General features: G+C 49.1%; 21 protein-coding genes. 7 read left to right on the forward strand and 14 right to left on the reverse strand.

The window, feature by feature from the left end:
* Window positions 1-23: 23 nt before the first annotated feature.
* On the reverse strand, window positions 24-248 hold the full coding sequence (locus tag BR62_RS0106375) for a YqkE family protein (protein WP_032870116.1): 225 nt from the start codon (window positions 246-248) through the stop codon (window positions 24-26).
* A 122-nt stretch (window positions 249-370) separates the two neighbouring features.
* On the opposite strand from BR62_RS0106375, the gene BR62_RS0106380 reads away from it, so the two are divergent.
* Window positions 371-1,285 (forward strand): alpha/beta hydrolase, encoded by a 915-nt coding sequence (locus BR62_RS0106380; protein WP_020956031.1) that lies wholly within the window; start codon window positions 371-373, stop codon window positions 1,283-1,285.
* Between the two features lie 39 nt (window positions 1,286-1,324).
* Here the strand turns inward: BR62_RS0106380 and BR62_RS0106385 are convergent, their stop codons facing one another.
* From BR62_RS0106385 to BR62_RS0106405, 5 genes are all read right to left on the reverse strand, one after another.
* Entirely contained in the window at window positions 1,325-1,564 is a 240-nt protein-coding gene (locus BR62_RS0106385) for a DUF2552 family protein (RefSeq protein WP_020956032.1), read from the reverse strand.
* Window positions 1,539-1,901 (reverse strand): iron-sulfur cluster biosynthesis family protein, encoded by a 363-nt coding sequence (locus BR62_RS0106390; protein ID WP_014305346.1) that lies wholly within the window; start codon window positions 1,899-1,901, stop codon window positions 1,539-1,541. Before BR62_RS0106390 ends, BR62_RS0106385 begins: the two co-directional genes overlap by 26 nt.
* A gap of 90 nt (window positions 1,902-1,991) precedes the next feature.
* Window positions 1,992-2,942 carry a GNAT family N-acetyltransferase gene (locus BR62_RS0106395; RefSeq protein WP_020954223.1) on the reverse strand — a complete coding sequence of 317 codons (951 nt, stop codon included), beginning with the start codon at window positions 2,940-2,942 and terminating at the stop codon, window positions 1,992-1,994.
* Window positions 2,939-3,283 carry an antibiotic biosynthesis monooxygenase family protein gene (locus BR62_RS0106400; protein ID WP_032870119.1) on the reverse strand — a complete coding sequence of 115 codons (345 nt, stop codon included), beginning with the start codon at window positions 3,281-3,283 and terminating at the stop codon, window positions 2,939-2,941. The genes BR62_RS0106395 and BR62_RS0106400 overlap by 4 nt, the downstream gene beginning before the upstream one ends.
* A 12-nt stretch (window positions 3,284-3,295) precedes the next feature.
* Window positions 3,296-3,766 carry a GNAT family N-acetyltransferase gene (locus BR62_RS0106405; RefSeq protein ID WP_007409392.1) on the reverse strand — a complete coding sequence of 157 codons (471 nt, stop codon included), beginning with the start codon at window positions 3,764-3,766 and terminating at the stop codon, window positions 3,296-3,298.
* A gap of 215 nt (window positions 3,767-3,981) precedes the next feature.
* Here BR62_RS0106405 and BR62_RS0106410 point away from each other — a divergent pair, with 215 nt between their 5' ends.
* The 5 genes from BR62_RS0106410 (at window position 3,982) to BR62_RS19515 (ending at window position 7,280) form a co-directional block, all read left to right on the forward strand.
* Window positions 3,982-5,208, forward strand: coding sequence for a DNA polymerase IV (locus BR62_RS0106410; RefSeq protein WP_032870123.1), 1,227 nt, complete (start codon window positions 3,982-3,984; stop codon window positions 5,206-5,208).
* 15 nt (window positions 5,209-5,223) lie between these two features.
* Window positions 5,224-5,568, forward strand: coding sequence for a YolD-like family protein (locus tag BR62_RS0106415; RefSeq protein WP_007409390.1), 345 nt, complete (start codon window positions 5,224-5,226; stop codon window positions 5,566-5,568).
* 101 nt (window positions 5,569-5,669) lie between these two features.
* Window positions 5,670-5,876: a YqzH family protein gene (locus BR62_RS0106420; protein ID WP_003153294.1), complete on the forward strand. Its 207-nt coding sequence runs from the start codon at window positions 5,670-5,672 to the stop codon at window positions 5,874-5,876.
* Between the two features lie 73 nt (window positions 5,877-5,949).
* Window positions 5,950-7,032 (forward strand): AI-2E family transporter, encoded by a 1,083-nt coding sequence (locus tag BR62_RS0106425; protein WP_032870125.1) that lies wholly within the window; start codon window positions 5,950-5,952, stop codon window positions 7,030-7,032.
* A gap of 80 nt (window positions 7,033-7,112) precedes the next feature.
* Window positions 7,113-7,280: a DUF4083 family protein gene (locus tag BR62_RS19515; protein WP_007409388.1), complete on the forward strand. Its 168-nt coding sequence runs from the start codon at window positions 7,113-7,115 to the stop codon at window positions 7,278-7,280.
* A gap of 1 nt (window position 7,281) precedes the next feature.
* On the opposite strand, the gene BR62_RS0106430 is transcribed toward BR62_RS19515, so the two are convergent.
* From BR62_RS0106430 to BR62_RS0106450, 5 genes are all read right to left on the reverse strand, one after another.
* Complete coding sequence (locus BR62_RS0106430; RefSeq protein ID WP_029973629.1) at window positions 7,282-7,671, reverse strand: VOC family protein; 390 nt, start codon at window positions 7,669-7,671, stop codon at window positions 7,282-7,284.
* Between the two features lie 24 nt (window positions 7,672-7,695).
* Entirely contained in the window at window positions 7,696-8,655 is a 960-nt protein-coding gene (gene coaA, locus BR62_RS0106435) for a type I pantothenate kinase (RefSeq protein ID WP_003153290.1), read from the reverse strand.
* Between the two features lie 75 nt (window positions 8,656-8,730).
* Entirely contained in the window at window positions 8,731-10,080 is a 1,350-nt protein-coding gene (gene dsdA, locus BR62_RS0106440) for a D-serine ammonia-lyase (protein ID WP_032870127.1), read from the reverse strand.
* Between the two features lie 16 nt (window positions 10,081-10,096).
* On the reverse strand, window positions 10,097-10,873 hold the full coding sequence (locus BR62_RS0106445; RefSeq protein ID WP_032870129.1) for an SDR family NAD(P)-dependent oxidoreductase: 777 nt from the start codon (window positions 10,871-10,873) through the stop codon (window positions 10,097-10,099).
* A 5-nt stretch (window positions 10,874-10,878) separates the two neighbouring features.
* Window positions 10,879-11,838, reverse strand: a complete 960-nt coding sequence (locus BR62_RS0106450; RefSeq protein ID WP_015417764.1) for an MBL fold metallo-hydrolase — start codon at window positions 11,836-11,838, stop codon at window positions 10,879-10,881.
* A gap of 396 nt (window positions 11,839-12,234) precedes the next feature.
* On the opposite strand from BR62_RS0106450, the gene proC reads away from it, so the two are divergent.
* On the forward strand, window positions 12,235-13,074 hold the full coding sequence (gene proC / locus BR62_RS0106455; protein ID WP_007409383.1) for a pyrroline-5-carboxylate reductase: 840 nt from the start codon (window positions 12,235-12,237) through the stop codon (window positions 13,072-13,074).
* Between the two features lie 36 nt (window positions 13,075-13,110).
* Here the strand turns inward: proC and BR62_RS0106460 are convergent, their stop codons facing one another.
* From BR62_RS0106460 to BR62_RS0106470, 3 genes are read right to left on the reverse strand one after another with little or no spacing between them, the layout of a single operon-like run.
* A complete protein-coding gene (locus tag BR62_RS0106460; RefSeq protein ID WP_015240152.1) occupies window positions 13,111-13,857 on the reverse strand; it encodes a polyketide synthase in 747 nt (248 codons plus the stop codon).
* Between the two features lie 59 nt (window positions 13,858-13,916).
* Window positions 13,917-15,164 (reverse strand): hydroxymethylglutaryl-CoA synthase family protein, encoded by a 1,248-nt coding sequence (locus BR62_RS0106465; protein ID WP_015240153.1) that lies wholly within the window; start codon window positions 15,162-15,164, stop codon window positions 13,917-13,919.
* Between the two features lie 57 nt (window positions 15,165-15,221).
* Window positions 15,222-16,376, reverse strand: a complete 1,155-nt coding sequence (locus BR62_RS0106470) for a cytochrome P450 (protein WP_032870131.1) — start codon at window positions 16,374-16,376, stop codon at window positions 15,222-15,224.
* Between the last annotated feature and the right edge of the window lie 73 nt (window positions 16,377-16,449).

Genomic DNA, 16,449 nt, shown 5'->3' on the forward strand with positions numbered 1-16,449 from the left:
CCGGCACCTTTTCAGATGCCGGTTTATTTATATTTTTGCCAATCGAGACTGCTTTCATTCAGCAACTCTTCAAAGCTTTTATGTTTTTCTTTTTCTTTTCGTTTTCTGATTTGTTCCGCCTTTTGCTGCGCCTGTTTTTTCTCGTCTTCTTCCTTCAGCTCACTTTTCATTTGCAAAAGCCTGGCCTTCAGATCTTCCTCCAGATCGTCTTTTAAGCTGTGTTTTTCTTTAGGCAGCTGCTTTTTCATCATTACGCCCCCCGTATCTGAATATGGTGAAGCAAGTGTACCACGGAGCGCCGGAGGCCGGCAACGTTCACGGTCCTGAAAAGCCGGAGGAAGGATTTTTCATATGAAAGGAGGGTGCCTGTGTGAAAAAATGGCTGGCGGTGTTCGGCTCGGCTTGCGCAGTCTTTTTGGCTGCCGGATTCGCTTTTACGAATCTGATTATGTTTATGAAGAAAAAGACGGATGAAGATATCATGAAAAAAGAAACGGCGGACGGGCATGATAGATTTGATTCCTTTCAGGCCATGGAAAAAGAAGAAGCCGTCATCCTGTCACGCCACGGGTATGAGATCAAAGGCTTTTACGTCGCCCCGCATCATACGGCAAACACCATGATTATTTGTCACGGCGTTACCGTAAATTCGTTCAATTCATTGAAATACATGGATTTATTTTTAGATTTAGGATGGAATGTGCTCGTATATGACCACCGCGGGCACGGAAAAAGCGGCGGCAGAACGACGAGCTACGGCTATTTTGAAAAAGATGATTTGGAAGAAGCCGTGAATTGGGTGAGACACAAAACCGGAGACGGCGGTCGAATCGGCATCCACGGGGAATCGATGGGGGCGGTGACGGCCTTATTATACGCGGGCGGGCATCAGGATGAAAACGGCGCTGATTTTTATATTGCGGACTGTCCGTTCGCAAGCTTTCGCGATCAGCTCGCCTACAGGCTGAAGCGGGAGTTCCGGCTGCCTCCGTGGCCGCTTCTGCCTTTGGCTGATTTCTTTTTGCGGATGAGAGAAGGATACCGTATCCGTGATGTATCGCCTTTATCGGTTATCAGCCGCATCCGGCAGCCCGTGCTGTTTATTCACAGTAAGGAAGATGATTATATACCCTCCGCTTGTTCCGAATTGCTGCACCGCAGAAAACGCGGCCCTAAGATGCTCTATCTGGCCGAATCGGGCGGGCATGCCATGTCATACACCAAAAATCCGGAGAGCTACCGTAAAGCCGTTCAAACCTTTTTAGATACCATGACGCAAACGTAAAAAAGCGAAAGAACGTATGCTGGTTCTTTCGCTTTCCCGTCATAAAACGTCGGTAATCCCGTCCATATTTTCTCCGATCCAGTCAATGGCGAGGTCGATTGTCATAAACTCCTGCGCTTTGAAGGTCATCTCATCTTGAAGCAGCCAGACATCCTTCTGAACGGATTCAGCGCCTCCGATGGACCAGTGCAGCAGACTGTACGGGTGGTTGTTGTTCAGAAAGGATACCCACGTTTTATGCTGTGCCGTCTGTTTAATGGCTTTCAGCTTTTGATTCACTTTCCGTTTCTCCCTGCTTTACTAATATGCTCATTCTCGGGCTCAGCATCTCTGCCGGGCTTTTTAAGACGAGCGTTTTTGCCTTTTCATTGTAATCGATTGTCATTTCCTCGTCAAAAAACACTTTTTGTGAGGTCTGGATGTAAAGCGGAAGTCCGTTGGTTTCAATGGCTTCGCATTGTCCCGTTAATTCGTCCGCCAGCCAGATGGTCGGCACGCCGCTCACCGCGCACCCGCAGCCTTCTGCATCATAGCGGAGCTGCGCTTTTTTCCCCGGGTTGGCGTCCATCGCCTGCTGAAGTGTGTGTTTCGCCGCATCCGTCACATGTATTTGCATAGATGATCCTCCGTTTTTCATTTTCGCCATTGTAGCATACCGAGCCGCTGTATGCATTGTTTCTGCTTTCTTTACAGCAGCCCGCTCTCCTTAGTCCTTTGCCTCTTGTTCAGCCGCCTTGATCCAGTCATTTTTCCCTTCACTATACTTTGCCATATCGTATGGGTACGTCTTAGCGAGGTGCCGTTTCAGTTCCATGTATTGAGCCGCTTTTTCAGGCTTTGCGGTGAGGTAATCCCGGAACAGCAGATGACGCTTCACGTCCGGATGGCCTGTTTCGTATATGTGAACGTGGTGTGTGCGCTTGTTGCCGCCTTTTTGAAAGAAACGCCGGCCCTCTATCCCATTTTCCCCTTTCGCCTCATAGCCGAGTGCTTCCAGCTGCGGACTGAATCGGTCAGCGTCCGAAATATCTTTAACCTCCGCCAGTATATCGATGACGGGTTTGGCGGCCATCCCTGGGATAGAGGTGCTGCCGATGTGGCTGACAGAATGAAGTGCTGGGCCGAAGATTCGGATCAAGTCCGCCTTCTCTCTTTCAAACGTTTCTTTCCATTCCGGCTTGTACGGAACAACTTCCGCTTTCCTCTTCGGATAAAGATGAAAAAACGAGAGGGTCAGCCCTTCCGGCGTCTCTATCTGTCCGGCTTCTGTGAAACCTGTTTTTAAATAGAGAGAGACTGCCGGAACGTTTTGGCTGGCGGTAGCCGCCTCTATTTTTTGGGCGTCCCGGTTTTGATCTATCACAAATTGAATAAGCGCCCGTCCGATTCCTTTTCGAAAGCCGGACGGGTGCACCGTCAGCCTGCATATGACAAGGTCATATCCCTTTTTTTCATACGAAATGACGCCTGCAAGCTGATCTTTTTCCTTGAAACCGGCAAACGTCTCCCGTGACCGCTGTATATCATCGGGTGTTTCATGCAGGGCGGGAATGCCGAAAAAGCCGATCAGCTCGGCTTCTTTTTGATAAGCGCAGCGCTGAACCGCCGCAATTTCCCGCGCGGTCTGTTCTTGTGTATGCTGTAAAAATGTAATCAATCTTCCGCCCCTTTTGACGCAAACATCCGCTGTGACTCCGTCTTCGTAATGCGGACCGCGTACGCTTCATACCAGGCGCTTTTTCCTTTTTGTTTTGCCGCCTGGTGGTCAGTATGATCTTTCCACCTTTTAATCGCCTCCAGGCTGTCCCAGTAGGAAACCGTGATGCCGCAGCCGTTTTCCTCCCGAACGCTTTCCGCGCCTAAAAAGCCCGGCTGTCCGCCTGCCAAATTCATCATGCGCTCTGCCGTATGTTCATATTCCTCATCATATTTTCCCTTTATTGATGAAAAAATGACCGCATAATAAGGCAGTTTGGGCGTGTCAGCTAAAAAACCCATATTCATCCCCCCCTACATATATTTCACAAACAGAATCCGGTCTTCTCCCGGACCGTCATAATTCGCAAAAACAGGGATTCCGTTTACGGTTTTGGTTCCTTTTTCAGCTTCAAAGCCTAATTTTGTATGATAAGCGATTGATACTTTATTGACAGGTGCCGTCACGCAATTGACTTTTGTGCAGCCCCTTTTTTTCACCGTCTCCATAAATCGATCGTAGAGCTGTTTTCCAATTTGCATTTTTCTGAAATCCGGATGCACACCGGAAAAATGAATGTAGGCTGTCTCAGGGTCTGATTGTGACTGAAAACCGATTAAAAAACCGGTCATTCCCTCCGGCCCGTACGTGATAAAGCTTGTGTCCTGAAAATGTTCAAAAAACAAGCGCGGCAGTTTGTCTTTCATCTGCCTGCCGCCCCACCAATCATTCAAAACAGACGTAACCATTTCATAGTCTTCAGAGGTAATTGTTCGAATATCCATTATCGATTGACTCTCCTTTTCGTCCGGCAAAATGAATGTCAGCTCTTCTCATTGGAATATAAAAAATTATATGTGGGTTGTTTGCAATTGTAAATGATTTCTTTTCAAGCAAACGAATCAGCACGTCTTCCAGCCGGGGAATGATTTACCAGTATAAACGTGATCATTGTTCGGGTAAAATGAAAAACAGAACAAATGTTCCCGGAGGTTTTTTTATGGCTGATATTCTTCTTGTAGATATGCAATCGTTTTATGCGTCTGTGGAAAAAGCGGAAGCGCCTCATCTCAAAAGCCGGCCCGTGATTGTCTCGGGAGATCCCGAAAGACGCAGCGGCGTCGTGCTTGCGGCTTGTCCGCTCGCCAAACGATACGGCGTAAAAAATGCCGAACGGCTGTGGGAAGCGCAGGCCAAATGTCCCGACGCCGTTATTGTCCGTCCGCGGATGCAGCGGTATATTGATGTATCCGTCATGATTACCGAACTGTTTGAACGGTATACCGATCTTGTAGAACCCTACTCCATCGATGAGCAGTTTCTCGACGTGACCGGAAGCAGGCGGCTGTTCGGTGATCCTTTTACAATTGCCGAAAGCATTCAGCAAGCGATTATGCGTGAATTCGGAATTTATGCCCGTGTCGGCATCGGGCCGAATAAGGCGCTCGCGAAAATGGCTTGCGACCATTTTGCCAAAAAAAACGCATCCGGCATCCACAGATTGGATATGTCAAATATCAGGCAGGATCTGTGGCCGCTGCCGATCGGAAAATTATTCGGCATCGGAAAACGGATGGAGCATCATTTAAGACGGATGGGCATCAGCACAATCGGCGGGCTTGCCGGACACCCCGCCGAATTGCTGAAAAAACGCTGGGGCATTAACGGCGAATTGCTTCAGCGGACAGCCCGCGGCATCGATCCCTCTCCGGTCACCGTCAACACGCACAGCCGGCAAAAAGCGATCGGCCATAACATGACCCTCCCGAGAGACTACAGCCGCTTTGAGGATATCAAAGTCGTGCTGCTGGAGTTAAGCGAAGAAGTGGCCCGCCGCGCCCGTTTCAAACAATACATCGGCCATACGGTTTCGGTCAGCATCAGAGGCGCTGATTTTGAATTCCCTTCAGGTTTTCACAGACAGAGAAAGCTGGTGTCTCCGACTAATTTCGGAATGGATATTTTTAAAGCGGCGGTCAAGCTCTTCAAAGAGCATTGGAACGGTGAGCCCGTCCGCAGCGCCGGCGTCTCCCTTTCCCAGCTGGAGCCTTGTGATTATGTTCAGCTGAGCCTGTTCGATGCCCAGGAAAAAAAGATCAGTCTCGGCAAAGTATTGGATGATATTCATGAGCGGTACGGCCCTGCGTCGCTCCTCCATGCCGCTTCACTGACAGAGGCCGGCCAAGCCTTTCACCGGGCTGAAAAAATCGGCGGGCATTACAAATAATTTGAGGTGATATACATGAATCCGAACAAATTAACACCCGGGTATAATGTCATGTGGGAATCAAGCCGGATGATGCTGCCCGAACATCGGGAGCAGCTGCTTGCGAAAAAACGAAAAGAACGGGAATTCCGGCCTCCGGAACTGAGCGAAGAGCAACTGAACGACATGAACCGCATCATTGCGGCGTCGATTGAAGAAGACAGGGCCATTTCGGTCACCTACGCTTCCGCACACGGCCCCCGCCGCTTTTGGGGCTGGGTAAAACAAGTGAGGCATGACGAAAAGCGTTTAAAAATCATAAACGATGAAGATGCGTTAACGCTGCCGTTTCATCGTATTCTCTCAGCTGAATTGGAATAAAAATCCTAACCCGGCCCTGACAGAAAATATGATAGAAGAGTGGGAGGATCACATGATATTTAGTAGAATAAAGATGAATGACAAGAATAGGAGAATATATGATGGATCAATTTATAGAAAAAATGCTGGGACAAGCCCTCCGCCAGTATGGACGGAATGTGTCGACAGATCCGCTGAGCCCCTATGAAAAACAGAGTTTAAAAAAAGCTTTAGAAGAAAGAAGGAATGAAGAACCCGATGAGGATCTCCATGCCCATGTAGAAGATATTATCTACGATTACGTCACCAATCAAGGGCAGTTTTCCTGACACGGACGTTTATGCACCGGGCGATAAGGGAAATGTCCGAGAGTAAACCCTTAAAGATTGCGTGGTGCAGGATATGCCTGTCGGGCCTTATTTCAGGATCGGCTATGCCGTTCTTCTGTTATTTCTCATCATTTATCTCGGAACATTAATAGACTTTTTGTTCCAGCCTGTTGTGATTACGGTTAAAACCTTGTTTCCGCCCATTGTATTATCGGGCGTCCTTTACTATTTGTGCCGCCCGCTCGTCAGACTGCTGCATGCGAAATTAAAGCTGCCCGAAGGAATCGCGATTTTAGCGATTTATGCGGGAACAGCCGGCCTTTTTGTCCTCTTCCTTTATACGGCGGGCCCTGCCGTTCAAAAACAGTTTACAGCCTTCACAGATCATATTCCGGAGCTTTCCGCAAAAGCTGAAAATTGGATCGGGCATCTTCAGGACAGCAAATGGTTTTCCCGGCTTCAGCATGGGGATTCCTTTAAAAAATTAGCGGACAAAGCCGCAAATTATTCCGGTTCAATCGCTGATTCTCTCAGCAGCCTGGCCGGTACGGCTGCCAATGCCGCCATCACCGCAGCCATTATTCCGTTTGCGCTGTATTACATGTTAAAAGAAGGAAACAAAGCCCCCCGGCGACTGCTGCGGCTTCTTCCGGAAAAACATAAAAAAGAAGGAAAACAAATCCTTCAGGACATGGATGAAGCTCTCAGTTCATACATACAAGGACAGCTGCTCGTCAGTTTTTGTGTCGGCGTACTCGTCACAATCGGCTATTTTATAATCGGGCTCGATTATCCGCTCGTTCTGGGCGCGTTCGCCATGGTGACAAACCTGATTCCGTTTATCGGGCCTTGGATCGGCACATTTCCCGGAGTCATTGTCGGATTGTTCGATTCACCGACCGAGGCGGTGCTGGTGATTACGGTCGTCGTCATTGTACAGCAGCTTGAAAGCCAGCTGATTTCCCCGCAAATTATGGGACGGAAGCTGGACATTCACCCGCTGACCATTATTTTTCTTCTGCTTGCCGCCGGCAAATTCTCAGGAATTGCCGGGATGCTTCTGGCCATTCCGGGATATGCGGCCGCAAAAGTGGTCATAAGCCACATGCAGAAACTATTCATTCTCAGAAAAAAAACAAAGCTAGGAGAGAAATGATTCATCCCCCATGTCTTCACATCGGTCAAAATGAAAAAACGGCGGGCTGAAGAAACCCGCCGCACACGGAGGTAAAAAAGATGAACATCGGTGATGTCATTTTTCAATTGATTTCATTTATTGCAGCCGCATTTTTCCTGTTTGCCGTGATATACGTATTCAGAAGCTTGAACAAGCGCCGCATACAATTGGACAGAATCGAAAAGAAACTCGACGCGCTGCGCGAAGAAAAAAACGAAAAGTTATAGTTCATTCAGAAGCAGGCGCAACGAGCTCCACTTTTATCCGATCCGGGTCCTCCGTGTATACGGCGTAATGCGTGCTTCCGCCTGCATATGGATGGCGGTCCCTGTAAAGCACGGGGCATCCTCTGGCAAGCAGCTTTTCTGTCATCTCGTCAACCTGCTCTCTTGATGCAGCATGAAAAGCCAGATGGTTCAGCCCGACCCGGCATCTGTGGTACTCCGGTGTTAAAAAACGCTCCTCTGTCTGTACAAGCACAACATAAAATCCTGCGTTTTTCCAGCTGATGCCGGAGTCCCAATTTTGAAATTCTCTATAACCGAGCTCACCTAAAAACCATCCCCAAAACCGGGCGGAGGCTTTCAAGTCAGATACATACAACTCAATATGATGCATCATAATATTCGCTTCCTCCTCCCATCACACCCGCCTTACCAGCACCTCTTCAACTTTATGGCCATCACCTTTTCTCAAAATCAAATCCGATCTGAATTTTGTCGGCAGGATATTTTCATACAGATTCGGACGGTTGACGCTCTCCCAAATGGAGGCGGCCATGGTATCCGCTTCTGCATCAGACAAATCCTTAAATTTATGAAAATAAGAAGCCGGATCCTGAAAAGCGGTTTCTCTTAAGAGGCGGAAACGCTCCAAATACCACGTGAAAATCCGGCTTTCTTCGGCATCCACATAGATCGAAAAATCAAAGAAATCCGATACAAAAATCCGCGGATCTTCCCTGTCGTCCTCTAAGGTCGGCGACTGCAGGACATTGATTCCTTCGATAATAACGATATCCGCACCTTCGACAACCTCGACGGCGCCCTCTTCCCTGTCATACGTAAGATGGGAATATACGGGCGCCTCCACTCTCTCTTTCCCCGACTTTATATCGTTCAGAAATTCAAGCAGCGCTTTCACGTCGTAGCTTTCCGGGAATCCCTTTCTGGACAGAAGGTTTTTCCTTTTTAATTCCGCCGTCGGATACAAGAAACCGTCGGTTGTCACCAGGCTCACCTTCGGCCTGTCCGGCAGACGGGAAAGAAGCTTTTGCAAAATTCTCGCCGTCGTGCTTTTGCCGACGGCGACGCTGCCCGCGATTCCGATGATAAACGGGATTTTCGCTGAATGCGGATGCTTCAGAAACACATTGACATGCTGATTCCGTCTTGCGGCAGACGTGACATGAAGATGGAGCAGGCGCACAAGCGGAATGTAAATCGTTTCTACTTCTTCCACCGACAGGTAGTCATTCAGCCCCTCTACGGCCTTGGCTTCTTCCTCTGAAACGGCAATGGAAAGATGGCCGCCGAATCCGGCCCACGACTCGCGGCTGTGCTGCGTATACAATGTATGTAAGTTCAATTCTTTACTTTTCACAATTCACACCAATCTCTCTGTATGGCTTTCCGATAAAAAAACAAACGCTTACAAAGATTGTAACGGAAAACCGCTTCACTGTCTGCCCATTTTTTTCAAAAATGAGGAACCGATTCGGCTGTACTCTTCCATTTCCTCCTCCGGAACCATGCTTCCGCCGGTGCTCCACACAAGGTGCACGGCATTTTCCATCTCAAGCCCCCGCTCTTTTATATAACGGTTTCCGGCTTCGGTCTGAACGACCTGGACGGCCCCGGCCAGTCCGGCGAGTGCAGAGGGTTCAAGGCTCTTATTCTCGGCCGCCCTTAATTGATAAAGCAGCGAAAAAAGCGTACCGTCATCGGCGGTATAACAGCCGCTGATTATAGGCTCCATCAGAGGGCCGGCCAGTCCGGACGGCCTTCCCACCGCGAGTCCGTCGGCGGCCGTTTGATTATCAAGACCGATATCCTGCACGCTGATTCCGTCATGCAAGCCGGAAAACAGTCCTAACAGCATACACGGTGAATGTGTCGGCTCACCGAAAAAAATATGGACATGCTCGCCATAGATCAGCTTTAGCGCAAGCGCGACGCCGCCCGGGCCTCCTCCGACCCCGCACGGCAAATAAACGAAAAGCGGTTCATCTGCATCAGGCTTTATGTTCATTTGATCGAGCTGCTTTTTCACACGGCTTCCCGCAACGGCATACCCCAAAAACAGATCCCGGGAATGCTCATCATCAATAAAATAACAATAAGGGTCCTGCTTCGCCTGCATGCGCCCCTCTTTGACAGCCAGACTGTAGTCTGCTTCATATTCGATGACGCGAACCCCCTTTTCCCGGAGCAGCTCCTTTTTCCACTGCTTTGCGTCACTGGACATATGAACGGTCACACAAAAGCCGAGCTTCGCGCCGATTATGCCGATACTCAGACCTAAATTGCCCGTAGAGCCGACGGCTATAGAGTATTTTGAGAAAAAAGCGGTAAACCGTTCTTCAGTCAATATGCTGTAATCGTCGTCTGCTGAGAGCATTCCCGCTTTTACCGCGAGATCTTCGGCATGCTTCAGCACTTCGTAAATCCCGCCGCGCGCTTTAATGGAACCGGAAATCGGAAGTTCGTCGTCGCATTTCAAAAGCAGACGCCCGGGGAAAGCCTGAGCGGCGCTGTGTTCCAGATGCTTCTTCATTTCATTAATCAAGACAAGCGGAGATTCAATGAGGCCTCCCTCCGCTTCCGTCTCCGGAAAAGCCGACGCGATATAAGGCGCAAACCGGCGCAGCCTTTCTTCCGCTTCGGCAATCTCCTTTTTCCATTCAGCGCCATGCTTTACTGGATCATCGGTTTTATGCGGATTGATCCAAAATACTTCACGCGCCTCCGCCATTTGCCTGACTAGAGGCTCTGCCATCAATGCCTTGTGTATATCCCGGTCGGACATTCCTTTTTCCCCCTTGTTACTTTTTCTTTAACGCGCGGCCGGCCAGTTTTTCTGTAAACGATGGGAAAAGCTGATACAGCTTCGTCCCGAGGCTCATCCATCGCGGAAGATTCATTTCCCGTTTATCCGTCAGAATCACGGATGTAATGCGCTCTGCCACATGGTCGGCATCAAGCATCCATCTGCCGACGCTTTTCACATAACCGCCCTCTTTATCTGCAATTGTAAAGAAGTCTGTTTTGATCGGACCGGGATTAACCGTTGTCACGGCTACACCCGTACCGGCCAGCTCAAGCCGCAGCGCATTGGAATACCCTAACACGGCGTGCTTCGTTGCAGAATAAAGGCTTGATTTCGGCGTCGCCAATTTGCCGGCCTGTGAGGCGATATTGATAATATGGCCGCTTTTCGCATGAAGCATCACAGGAAGACAGGCCTTCGTACAGGCGATTAATCCGAAGACGTTGACTTCAAACATTGCCTTCATATCATCCAAAGATGAATCAGCGGCAGTTTCAAAAATGCCGAAGCCGGCGTTGTTGATTAATACGTCAACATGACCGATCAAACGCCTTACGTTTTCAGCCTCTTCTGCATGCCGGACGTCAAACGGAACGACATCACACTGTCCGCCGCGCGCGGTAATCGTCTTTTTCACTTCCTGCAAGCGGTCCTCCCGCCTGGCGGATAAAAAAACATGAGCCCCTTCTGCCGCGCAAGAATATGCAAGCCGTTCTCCGAGTCCGCCGGATGCTCCGGTGATCCAAATCCGCTTATCCGTTAATCTGCTCATTTCCTTCACCCCTTCACAGCTTTAAACTTCAGAGTGTTCCCCGACTGAAAGGATACAGCCTTCCCTTCGGCGGCCAGCACGTCAAGATGGCCGATCGTTTCTGACATCGTTAAAAACAATTCATTTTCATACACAGCCGGAAACAGCCGCCGGCATACCTGGAAAGCCGTCAGCGTTTCCTCTGACAACAGGCGCAGCACATATTCCGACCGATTTCTCTGTTTTTCAAGCCGCCTGTCAAAAGCAGGCTTTACGTCTGTCAGCAGATCGCCGTGTCCCGGATATAAAAAGGACGGGTTTACGTCATACAGCCGCTTCATTGAGTTCAAGTAGTCGAGCATCGGGGCCGCGCGCACGCCCCCCTTTTCCGGAGCTTCCAGAATCGGATTGGTGGAGCTGTTGGACAAAAGCAGATCGCCGCTGAACATTTCACCGCTTTTTTCATGGTAGAGTGCAATGTGAGAAGCGGCATGACCCGGGATTTCGAGCACCGTCCAGCCGTTAAGCCCGTCAATTTTTCCGCCTTCCCTCACTGTTTTCGTTAACGGACGGTTTGCAGAAAATAAGTATGACAGCTTAACTGTTTTATGTATGTCTTCAGGCGTCAGGGGAACGTCCATTTCAGTCATAAGCGACAGAAAAAAGTCCTCCTGCCGGGCGATATACGACTGATCCTGAGTAATGTACCTGTCATTCAGCGGATGCCCTATTACTTCCGCATCGTCGGAAAAAAGGTGCAGCAGACCTGAATGATCTGCGTGATGATGAGTGAGCACCACCTGTTCTATATCCGCCGCAGAAACCCCGTGTTCCTTAAGCTGCAATGAGAGCGATTCAGCCGCTTCCTTTGTATTCGGGCCGCAATCAATAAGGGTTAAGGCTTCATCTTTTACTAAATAAACGATAACGTCGCCGACTGCAAACGGAGTCGGCACACGTATCGGAATGATCTTTCTCGCTGCCATGTTTACGCTCCTTCGTTCTTTTCATTCCTGAATAATCATATTTTAGCGTTTTCTTTTCACTGTGTCATTATTGCCGCATATCGGAAAAAAAGATTGACATCCCGCTCTTGCGCATAGCATAATGAACAACAAACTAGAAAACACGGAACGCGATGACGAGGAACTAGTATATAAACAACGGCAGCAGAGAGCAATGTCCCCGGCTGAAAGACATTGCGGCCCTCTTGTTTACAGAACCTGCCCTCAGAGCGGTTAGGAAAACCTAAACGTATCCCCTCGTTACGGGATTTGAGCTGAGCACGGCTGATTCGTGCTAATGTAAGGTGGTACCGCGAAACCTTTTCGTCCTTTTTGACGGGAAGGTTTTTTTGTGTTTTGAGAAGAAGGAGGATTTATATGAAGAAAATCGGTTTTATCGGGGCCGGATCAATGGCGGAAGCAATGGTGAACGGACTGCTGCAAAGCGGAATGACAGCCCCCGGACATATATATATGACAAACCGGTCAAATGACAGCCGGCTTGAAGAGCTCCAAAAAACGTACGGAGTAAAACCGTGCCGGGATAAAGAAGAGTTTTTCAGCAATACCGACATTCTCGTTCTCGCCTTTAAACCGAAAGATGCGGCAGAAAGCATTGAGAACATTCGCGAATACGTGAAAGATCAGCTTGTGATTTCTGTCATCGCAGGGCTGACGATTCACACGATTCAGCAATATTTCGGCAGAAAGCTCACCATCATCCGGGCGATGCCGAATACATCCGCGGCCATTCAGCAATCGGCGACCGGTTTTTCCGCAAGCTCCGAGGCGAGTGAAGCTGAAATCCGGACGGCAAAAGAGCTTCTGGAAACAATCGGAGAAGCGACGCGCTTTGAAGAAAAACACCTTGACGCCGTCACAGCCATTGCCGGAAGCGGTCCCGCCTATGTGTACCGGTATGTCGAAGCAATGGAAAAGGCCGCCCTTCAAGCCGGCCTGCCGGAAGAAACGGCAAAAGAGCTGATTTTACAAACCATGGCCGGGGCGACGGAAATGCTCAGAACAAGCAGCAAACGGCCTGAACGCCTGCGCAAGGAAATCACAAGCCCGGGCGGCACGACTGAAGCAGGCCTTCGCGCATTAGAAGAGCGCCGCTTTGAAGAAGCCATCATGCACTGCATCGCAGAAACCGCAGCCCGGAGCGCCGAAATTAAAGAACAATTCGCAGGCTCCGTTCTGCAAAAGACGGACCAGTGATAAAGCATGGGGCTTCCCATGCTTTTTTCATTCTATTTAACTGCCGTATAAGCGGCTGATTCTCTCTTTTACTTCAGGAAGATGGAATGTGGCTTCGTGCATGTTCACCTCTTCCTCAACCGCTTTTGTCAGCTCTCTTTTGATCCGTGCGGTCACATTGGTTTTCAGCGCAACCAGTGAGGCTCTCGGTTTATCCGCCAGCAGCCGGGCTAATTCGCGGCCTCTTTGAAGGACGTCTTTTTTCGGCAGCACTTCAAACGGAACTCCCCGTTTTTCCAGAGCGGCGCCGCTGAAATTCGCGGCAGTAAACAGCATTTCTTCCCCGAGGACAATTCCCAGTTTTTCAGGCACAATATACGTCGCGCCCATTCCCGGTGTAAATCCGTACTTCATATAATTACAAGAATAAAAACTCTCTCTGCTTAAAATCACGAAATCCGAGCTCAGACCGATCGTAAAGCCGGCTCCGATCGCATGCCCCTGCATGGCGGAAATCACAGGGATCCTGCAATCCAATAAAAGACTGTGAAGCTTTAAATCTGTAAATTGGAGCTTTCCGCTCTGAATGGTCAAAAGCCCCTCCTGCGTTCCTCCCGTGCAGAAATAATTTCCGTAACCCGTCAGAAGGACGGTTTTATAGGACGGATGGGCATTGATGTCTTGGAATACCCGGTGCAGCTCTCTGACAAACTCTTCTGACAGCCCGTTTTTCCCGGCCGTATCCTGCATTGTGACCTGCACAATGCCCGGTTCTGTTTCCTGTACATCAATCATTGGATTCATGTTTATTCTCCGTTTCTTTAAAAATACTCAAGCCTTTCCGGCTCTGAGTGTTCCTGATACTAGGTCGTCCATTCATACTTTCTGTGAAACTCTTTTATTTCAGTCAGCACCAATCGCGTTTTTCCTTGATGCGCATTCGGGATGTCTGCTGCGGGCGCGGCATTTCTAGTGCCGAATTTTACGATACCACTGTCTTGGAGCAGCCGGTCGTAATCAGCCATCGATAAACGGACGCGTTCATCCAAATGCCGGCTGATCTGAAATTGATTCTGCCGCGTACGGCTTTGCGGCAAAACGACACCGCTGTAAAATTCAGAGCAGCAGCCCGAACCGTATGAAAAACAGCCGACGCGTTTCGGCGTTTCAAAAGAGCCGTTATCAATCGTGCTGGCAAGAGATAAAAATACGGTGGCCCCCATGATGTTGCCGACGCGCTGACAGTATTGAATCCCAGGCAGCACGCGTTGCTGAAAATCCGCTTCAATGTCTTGCGGCTTAGCCTTTGCCAATTTTCTCATCATCGTCCGATGCGCTCCTTTTACCATTCCGCCAAACGGAGTATGAAAAGAAAGGTATTGAAATGTATTCTTATAATCCGCCCCGCTCACACGCTTTCTGTATTCCTGAAATGATTTTTCACAGCAGTCCAAATAAGACATGAGCGACAGATCAGCATCCCCCGCTTCACTATCCGGGATCGGGCGGCACGTATCCATGACTTCATACCCGTAATACCCGCTTGCGCCTTGATCAAGCAAAAAGACATGAGGGGTGCTGCTGACTAAAAGCGCCACAGCTCCCGCCCCCGCACTCGGTTCGGCATAGGACCATTCCTCCGTCAACGCGTCACCGCCTTCAGCCACTAAAAAGCGGGAAATATCCGTTCCGATGATGAGCGCTTTCGCTCCCGGCGATGTTTGCGATAAGATGAAATTCACGCCCATTTGAAACCCGGCCGTTAAAGAATAGCAAGCCTGTTTCACCTCAAATAACCGGCAATTCCGCTTCAGCTGCAAATAATCATGGACGTATGTACTGATGGATTTGCCAAAATCAATCCCGGATTCCGTACAGGTGATGACCATTTCAATCTGATTCCGTTCCTCTTCTGACAGAGAGTCGATAATTGGTTTTGCGGCATTTACGGCGAACGTAATCGGATCTTCAAACGGAAGCGCCACCACTTTTTCTTTCATCAGCAGGTTCTCAAACCTTTTTTTATCCAGGTTCCGATGTTCCGCAAGCTCCATGACGTCTACATACGCGGTTCCGCCAAACACGTTCATTGCTTCGATTCCTACATTCATTTCTCCAAGCCCCCAGAGTAAAGAGGCTTCCTGTGGAAGCCTCTTTTATTTTTTCGCTCAAAACTCAACAAGCAGCCTGTCAACGCCGTGAAATACAGGGCTCGGAACCAGATTCGGCTCTTGATCCTCAGTAAAACGCCATGCGGGCACCTGTTCAAAAAAGTGGGAAAGCGCGATTTTCGCTTCAAGCCGGGCCAGCGGCGCTCCTAAACAATAATGGCTGCCCTGACCGAATGACAGATGCTGATTCGGCTTTCGTCCCAAGTCAATTTGATCGGCATTTTCAAACTTCTTTTCATCTCTGTTCGCCGATCCAATCCACGCATACACTTTTTCTCCGGCCGGAATCGTTTTTCCGCCAATCTCGCTCTCAACCGCGGTGTAGCGGGTTACCCGCTGAATGGAAGGTCTGAGGCGGATGACTTCCTCAATAAAGTCAGGAAGGAGCGCCTTGTTTTCAAGCAGCCGGGGCAGAATGTGCGGGAACTCCTTGAGACTGAGAAATGAATTTCCGATCACATTTTCCGTCGTTACGTGCCCCGCGACGATCAACAAGCCGCAAAAACCGATTAATTGCTTGTCTGACAGCGGCTCTCCGTCTAAATCAGCTGAAATTAAATGGCTGATTAAATCATTTTGCGGCTGTTTTCTCCGCTGTAAAATAAACTGCATGAAGTATCCGATCATCTGCTTTTGCACTTCGCTCATTTTCTTTTCATCTTTTACATTCTGGCTTTGGTCGACCCAGCTTTTAAAGATATCTCTGTCTTTCGGAGGAAATCCTAGAAGCTCTGCGATCACGATAATCGGAAGCGGAAATGCGTAATCTTCAATAATGTCCATCCTGTCTTTTGAACGGACGGTCTGAAGCAGGTCATCAGCGATAGCGGCTATACGCGGTGCAAGAGTCTCAACCGATTTCGGCATGAACGGCTGATTGACCAATTTTCTGAAGACGGTGTGTTCAGGCGGGTCCATTTTCAAAAGGCTGTCTTTGTTAATATGCCGAATCATTTTTTCCTGTTTGTCCGCACTTAAGTATTTATGATCGGAAGAAAAATGACTGTAGTCAGAAATCACCCGCTTCACTTCATCATAGGTGAAGATTTCCCAGCAATCTTCCTTTTCATTGTAATGAACGGGAGAGGTTTCTCTCATCGTTTGGTACCACTTGTACGGCTGCTGCTGTCTGATTTTTGTTAAACTGGTCATTTTCATTCCTCCAAGATGTGATCAAGATTTGAAATGACCCGCCGAAGCTTACGAGTAACCCGGCGGGCGGATA

It is taken from the genome of Bacillus sp. UNC69MF (assembly GCF_000746035.1).
Taxonomy (GTDB): Bacteria; Bacillota; Bacilli; order Bacillales; family Bacillaceae; genus Bacillus; species Bacillus velezensis.

Bases quoted from the DNA above. Each gene is read 5' to 3' on its own strand.
- BR62_RS0106375 (WP_032870116.1), bottom strand. From the start codon at position 248: ATGAAAAAGCAGCTGCCTAAAGAAAAACACAGCTTAAAAGACGATCTG.
- BR62_RS0106390 (WP_014305346.1), bottom strand. From the start codon at position 1,901: ATGCAAATACATGTGACGGATGCGGCGAAACACACACTTCAGCAGGCG.
- BR62_RS0106400 (WP_032870119.1), bottom strand. From the start codon at position 3,283: ATGGGTTTTTTAGCTGACACGCCCAAACTGCCTTATTATGCGGTCATT.
- BR62_RS0106405 (WP_007409392.1), bottom strand. From the start codon at position 3,766: ATGGATATTCGAACAATTACCTCTGAAGACTATGAAATGGTTACGTCT.
- BR62_RS0106410 (WP_032870123.1), top strand. From the start codon at position 3,982: ATGGCTGATATTCTTCTTGTAGATATGCAATCGTTTTATGCGTCTGTG.
- BR62_RS0106415 (WP_007409390.1), top strand. From the start codon at position 5,224: ATGAATCCGAACAAATTAACACCCGGGTATAATGTCATGTGGGAATCA.
- BR62_RS0106420 (WP_003153294.1), top strand. From the start codon at position 5,670: ATGGATCAATTTATAGAAAAAATGCTGGGACAAGCCCTCCGCCAGTAT.
- BR62_RS0106425 (WP_032870125.1), top strand. From the start codon at position 5,950: ATGCCTGTCGGGCCTTATTTCAGGATCGGCTATGCCGTTCTTCTGTTA.
- BR62_RS19515 (WP_007409388.1), top strand. From the start codon at position 7,113: ATGAACATCGGTGATGTCATTTTTCAATTGATTTCATTTATTGCAGCC.
- BR62_RS0106430 (WP_029973629.1), bottom strand. From the start codon at position 7,671: ATGCATCATATTGAGTTGTATGTATCTGACTTGAAAGCCTCCGCCCGG.
- dsdA (WP_032870127.1), bottom strand. From the start codon at position 10,080: ATGTCCGACCGGGATATACACAAGGCATTGATGGCAGAGCCTCTAGTC.
- BR62_RS0106445 (WP_032870129.1), bottom strand. From the start codon at position 10,873: ATGAGCAGATTAACGGATAAGCGGATTTGGATCACCGGAGCATCCGGC.
- BR62_RS0106450 (WP_015417764.1), bottom strand. From the start codon at position 11,838: ATGGCAGCGAGAAAGATCATTCCGATACGTGTGCCGACTCCGTTTGCA.
- proC (WP_007409383.1), top strand. From the start codon at position 12,235: ATGAAGAAAATCGGTTTTATCGGGGCCGGATCAATGGCGGAAGCAATG.
- BR62_RS0106460 (WP_015240152.1), bottom strand. From the start codon at position 13,857: ATGAATCCAATGATTGATGTACAGGAAACAGAACCGGGCATTGTGCAG.
- BR62_RS0106465 (WP_015240153.1), bottom strand. From the start codon at position 15,164: ATGAATGTAGGAATCGAAGCAATGAACGTGTTTGGCGGAACCGCGTAT.
- BR62_RS0106470 (WP_032870131.1), bottom strand. From the start codon at position 16,376: ATGACCAGTTTAACAAAAATCAGACAGCAGCAGCCGTACAAGTGGTAC.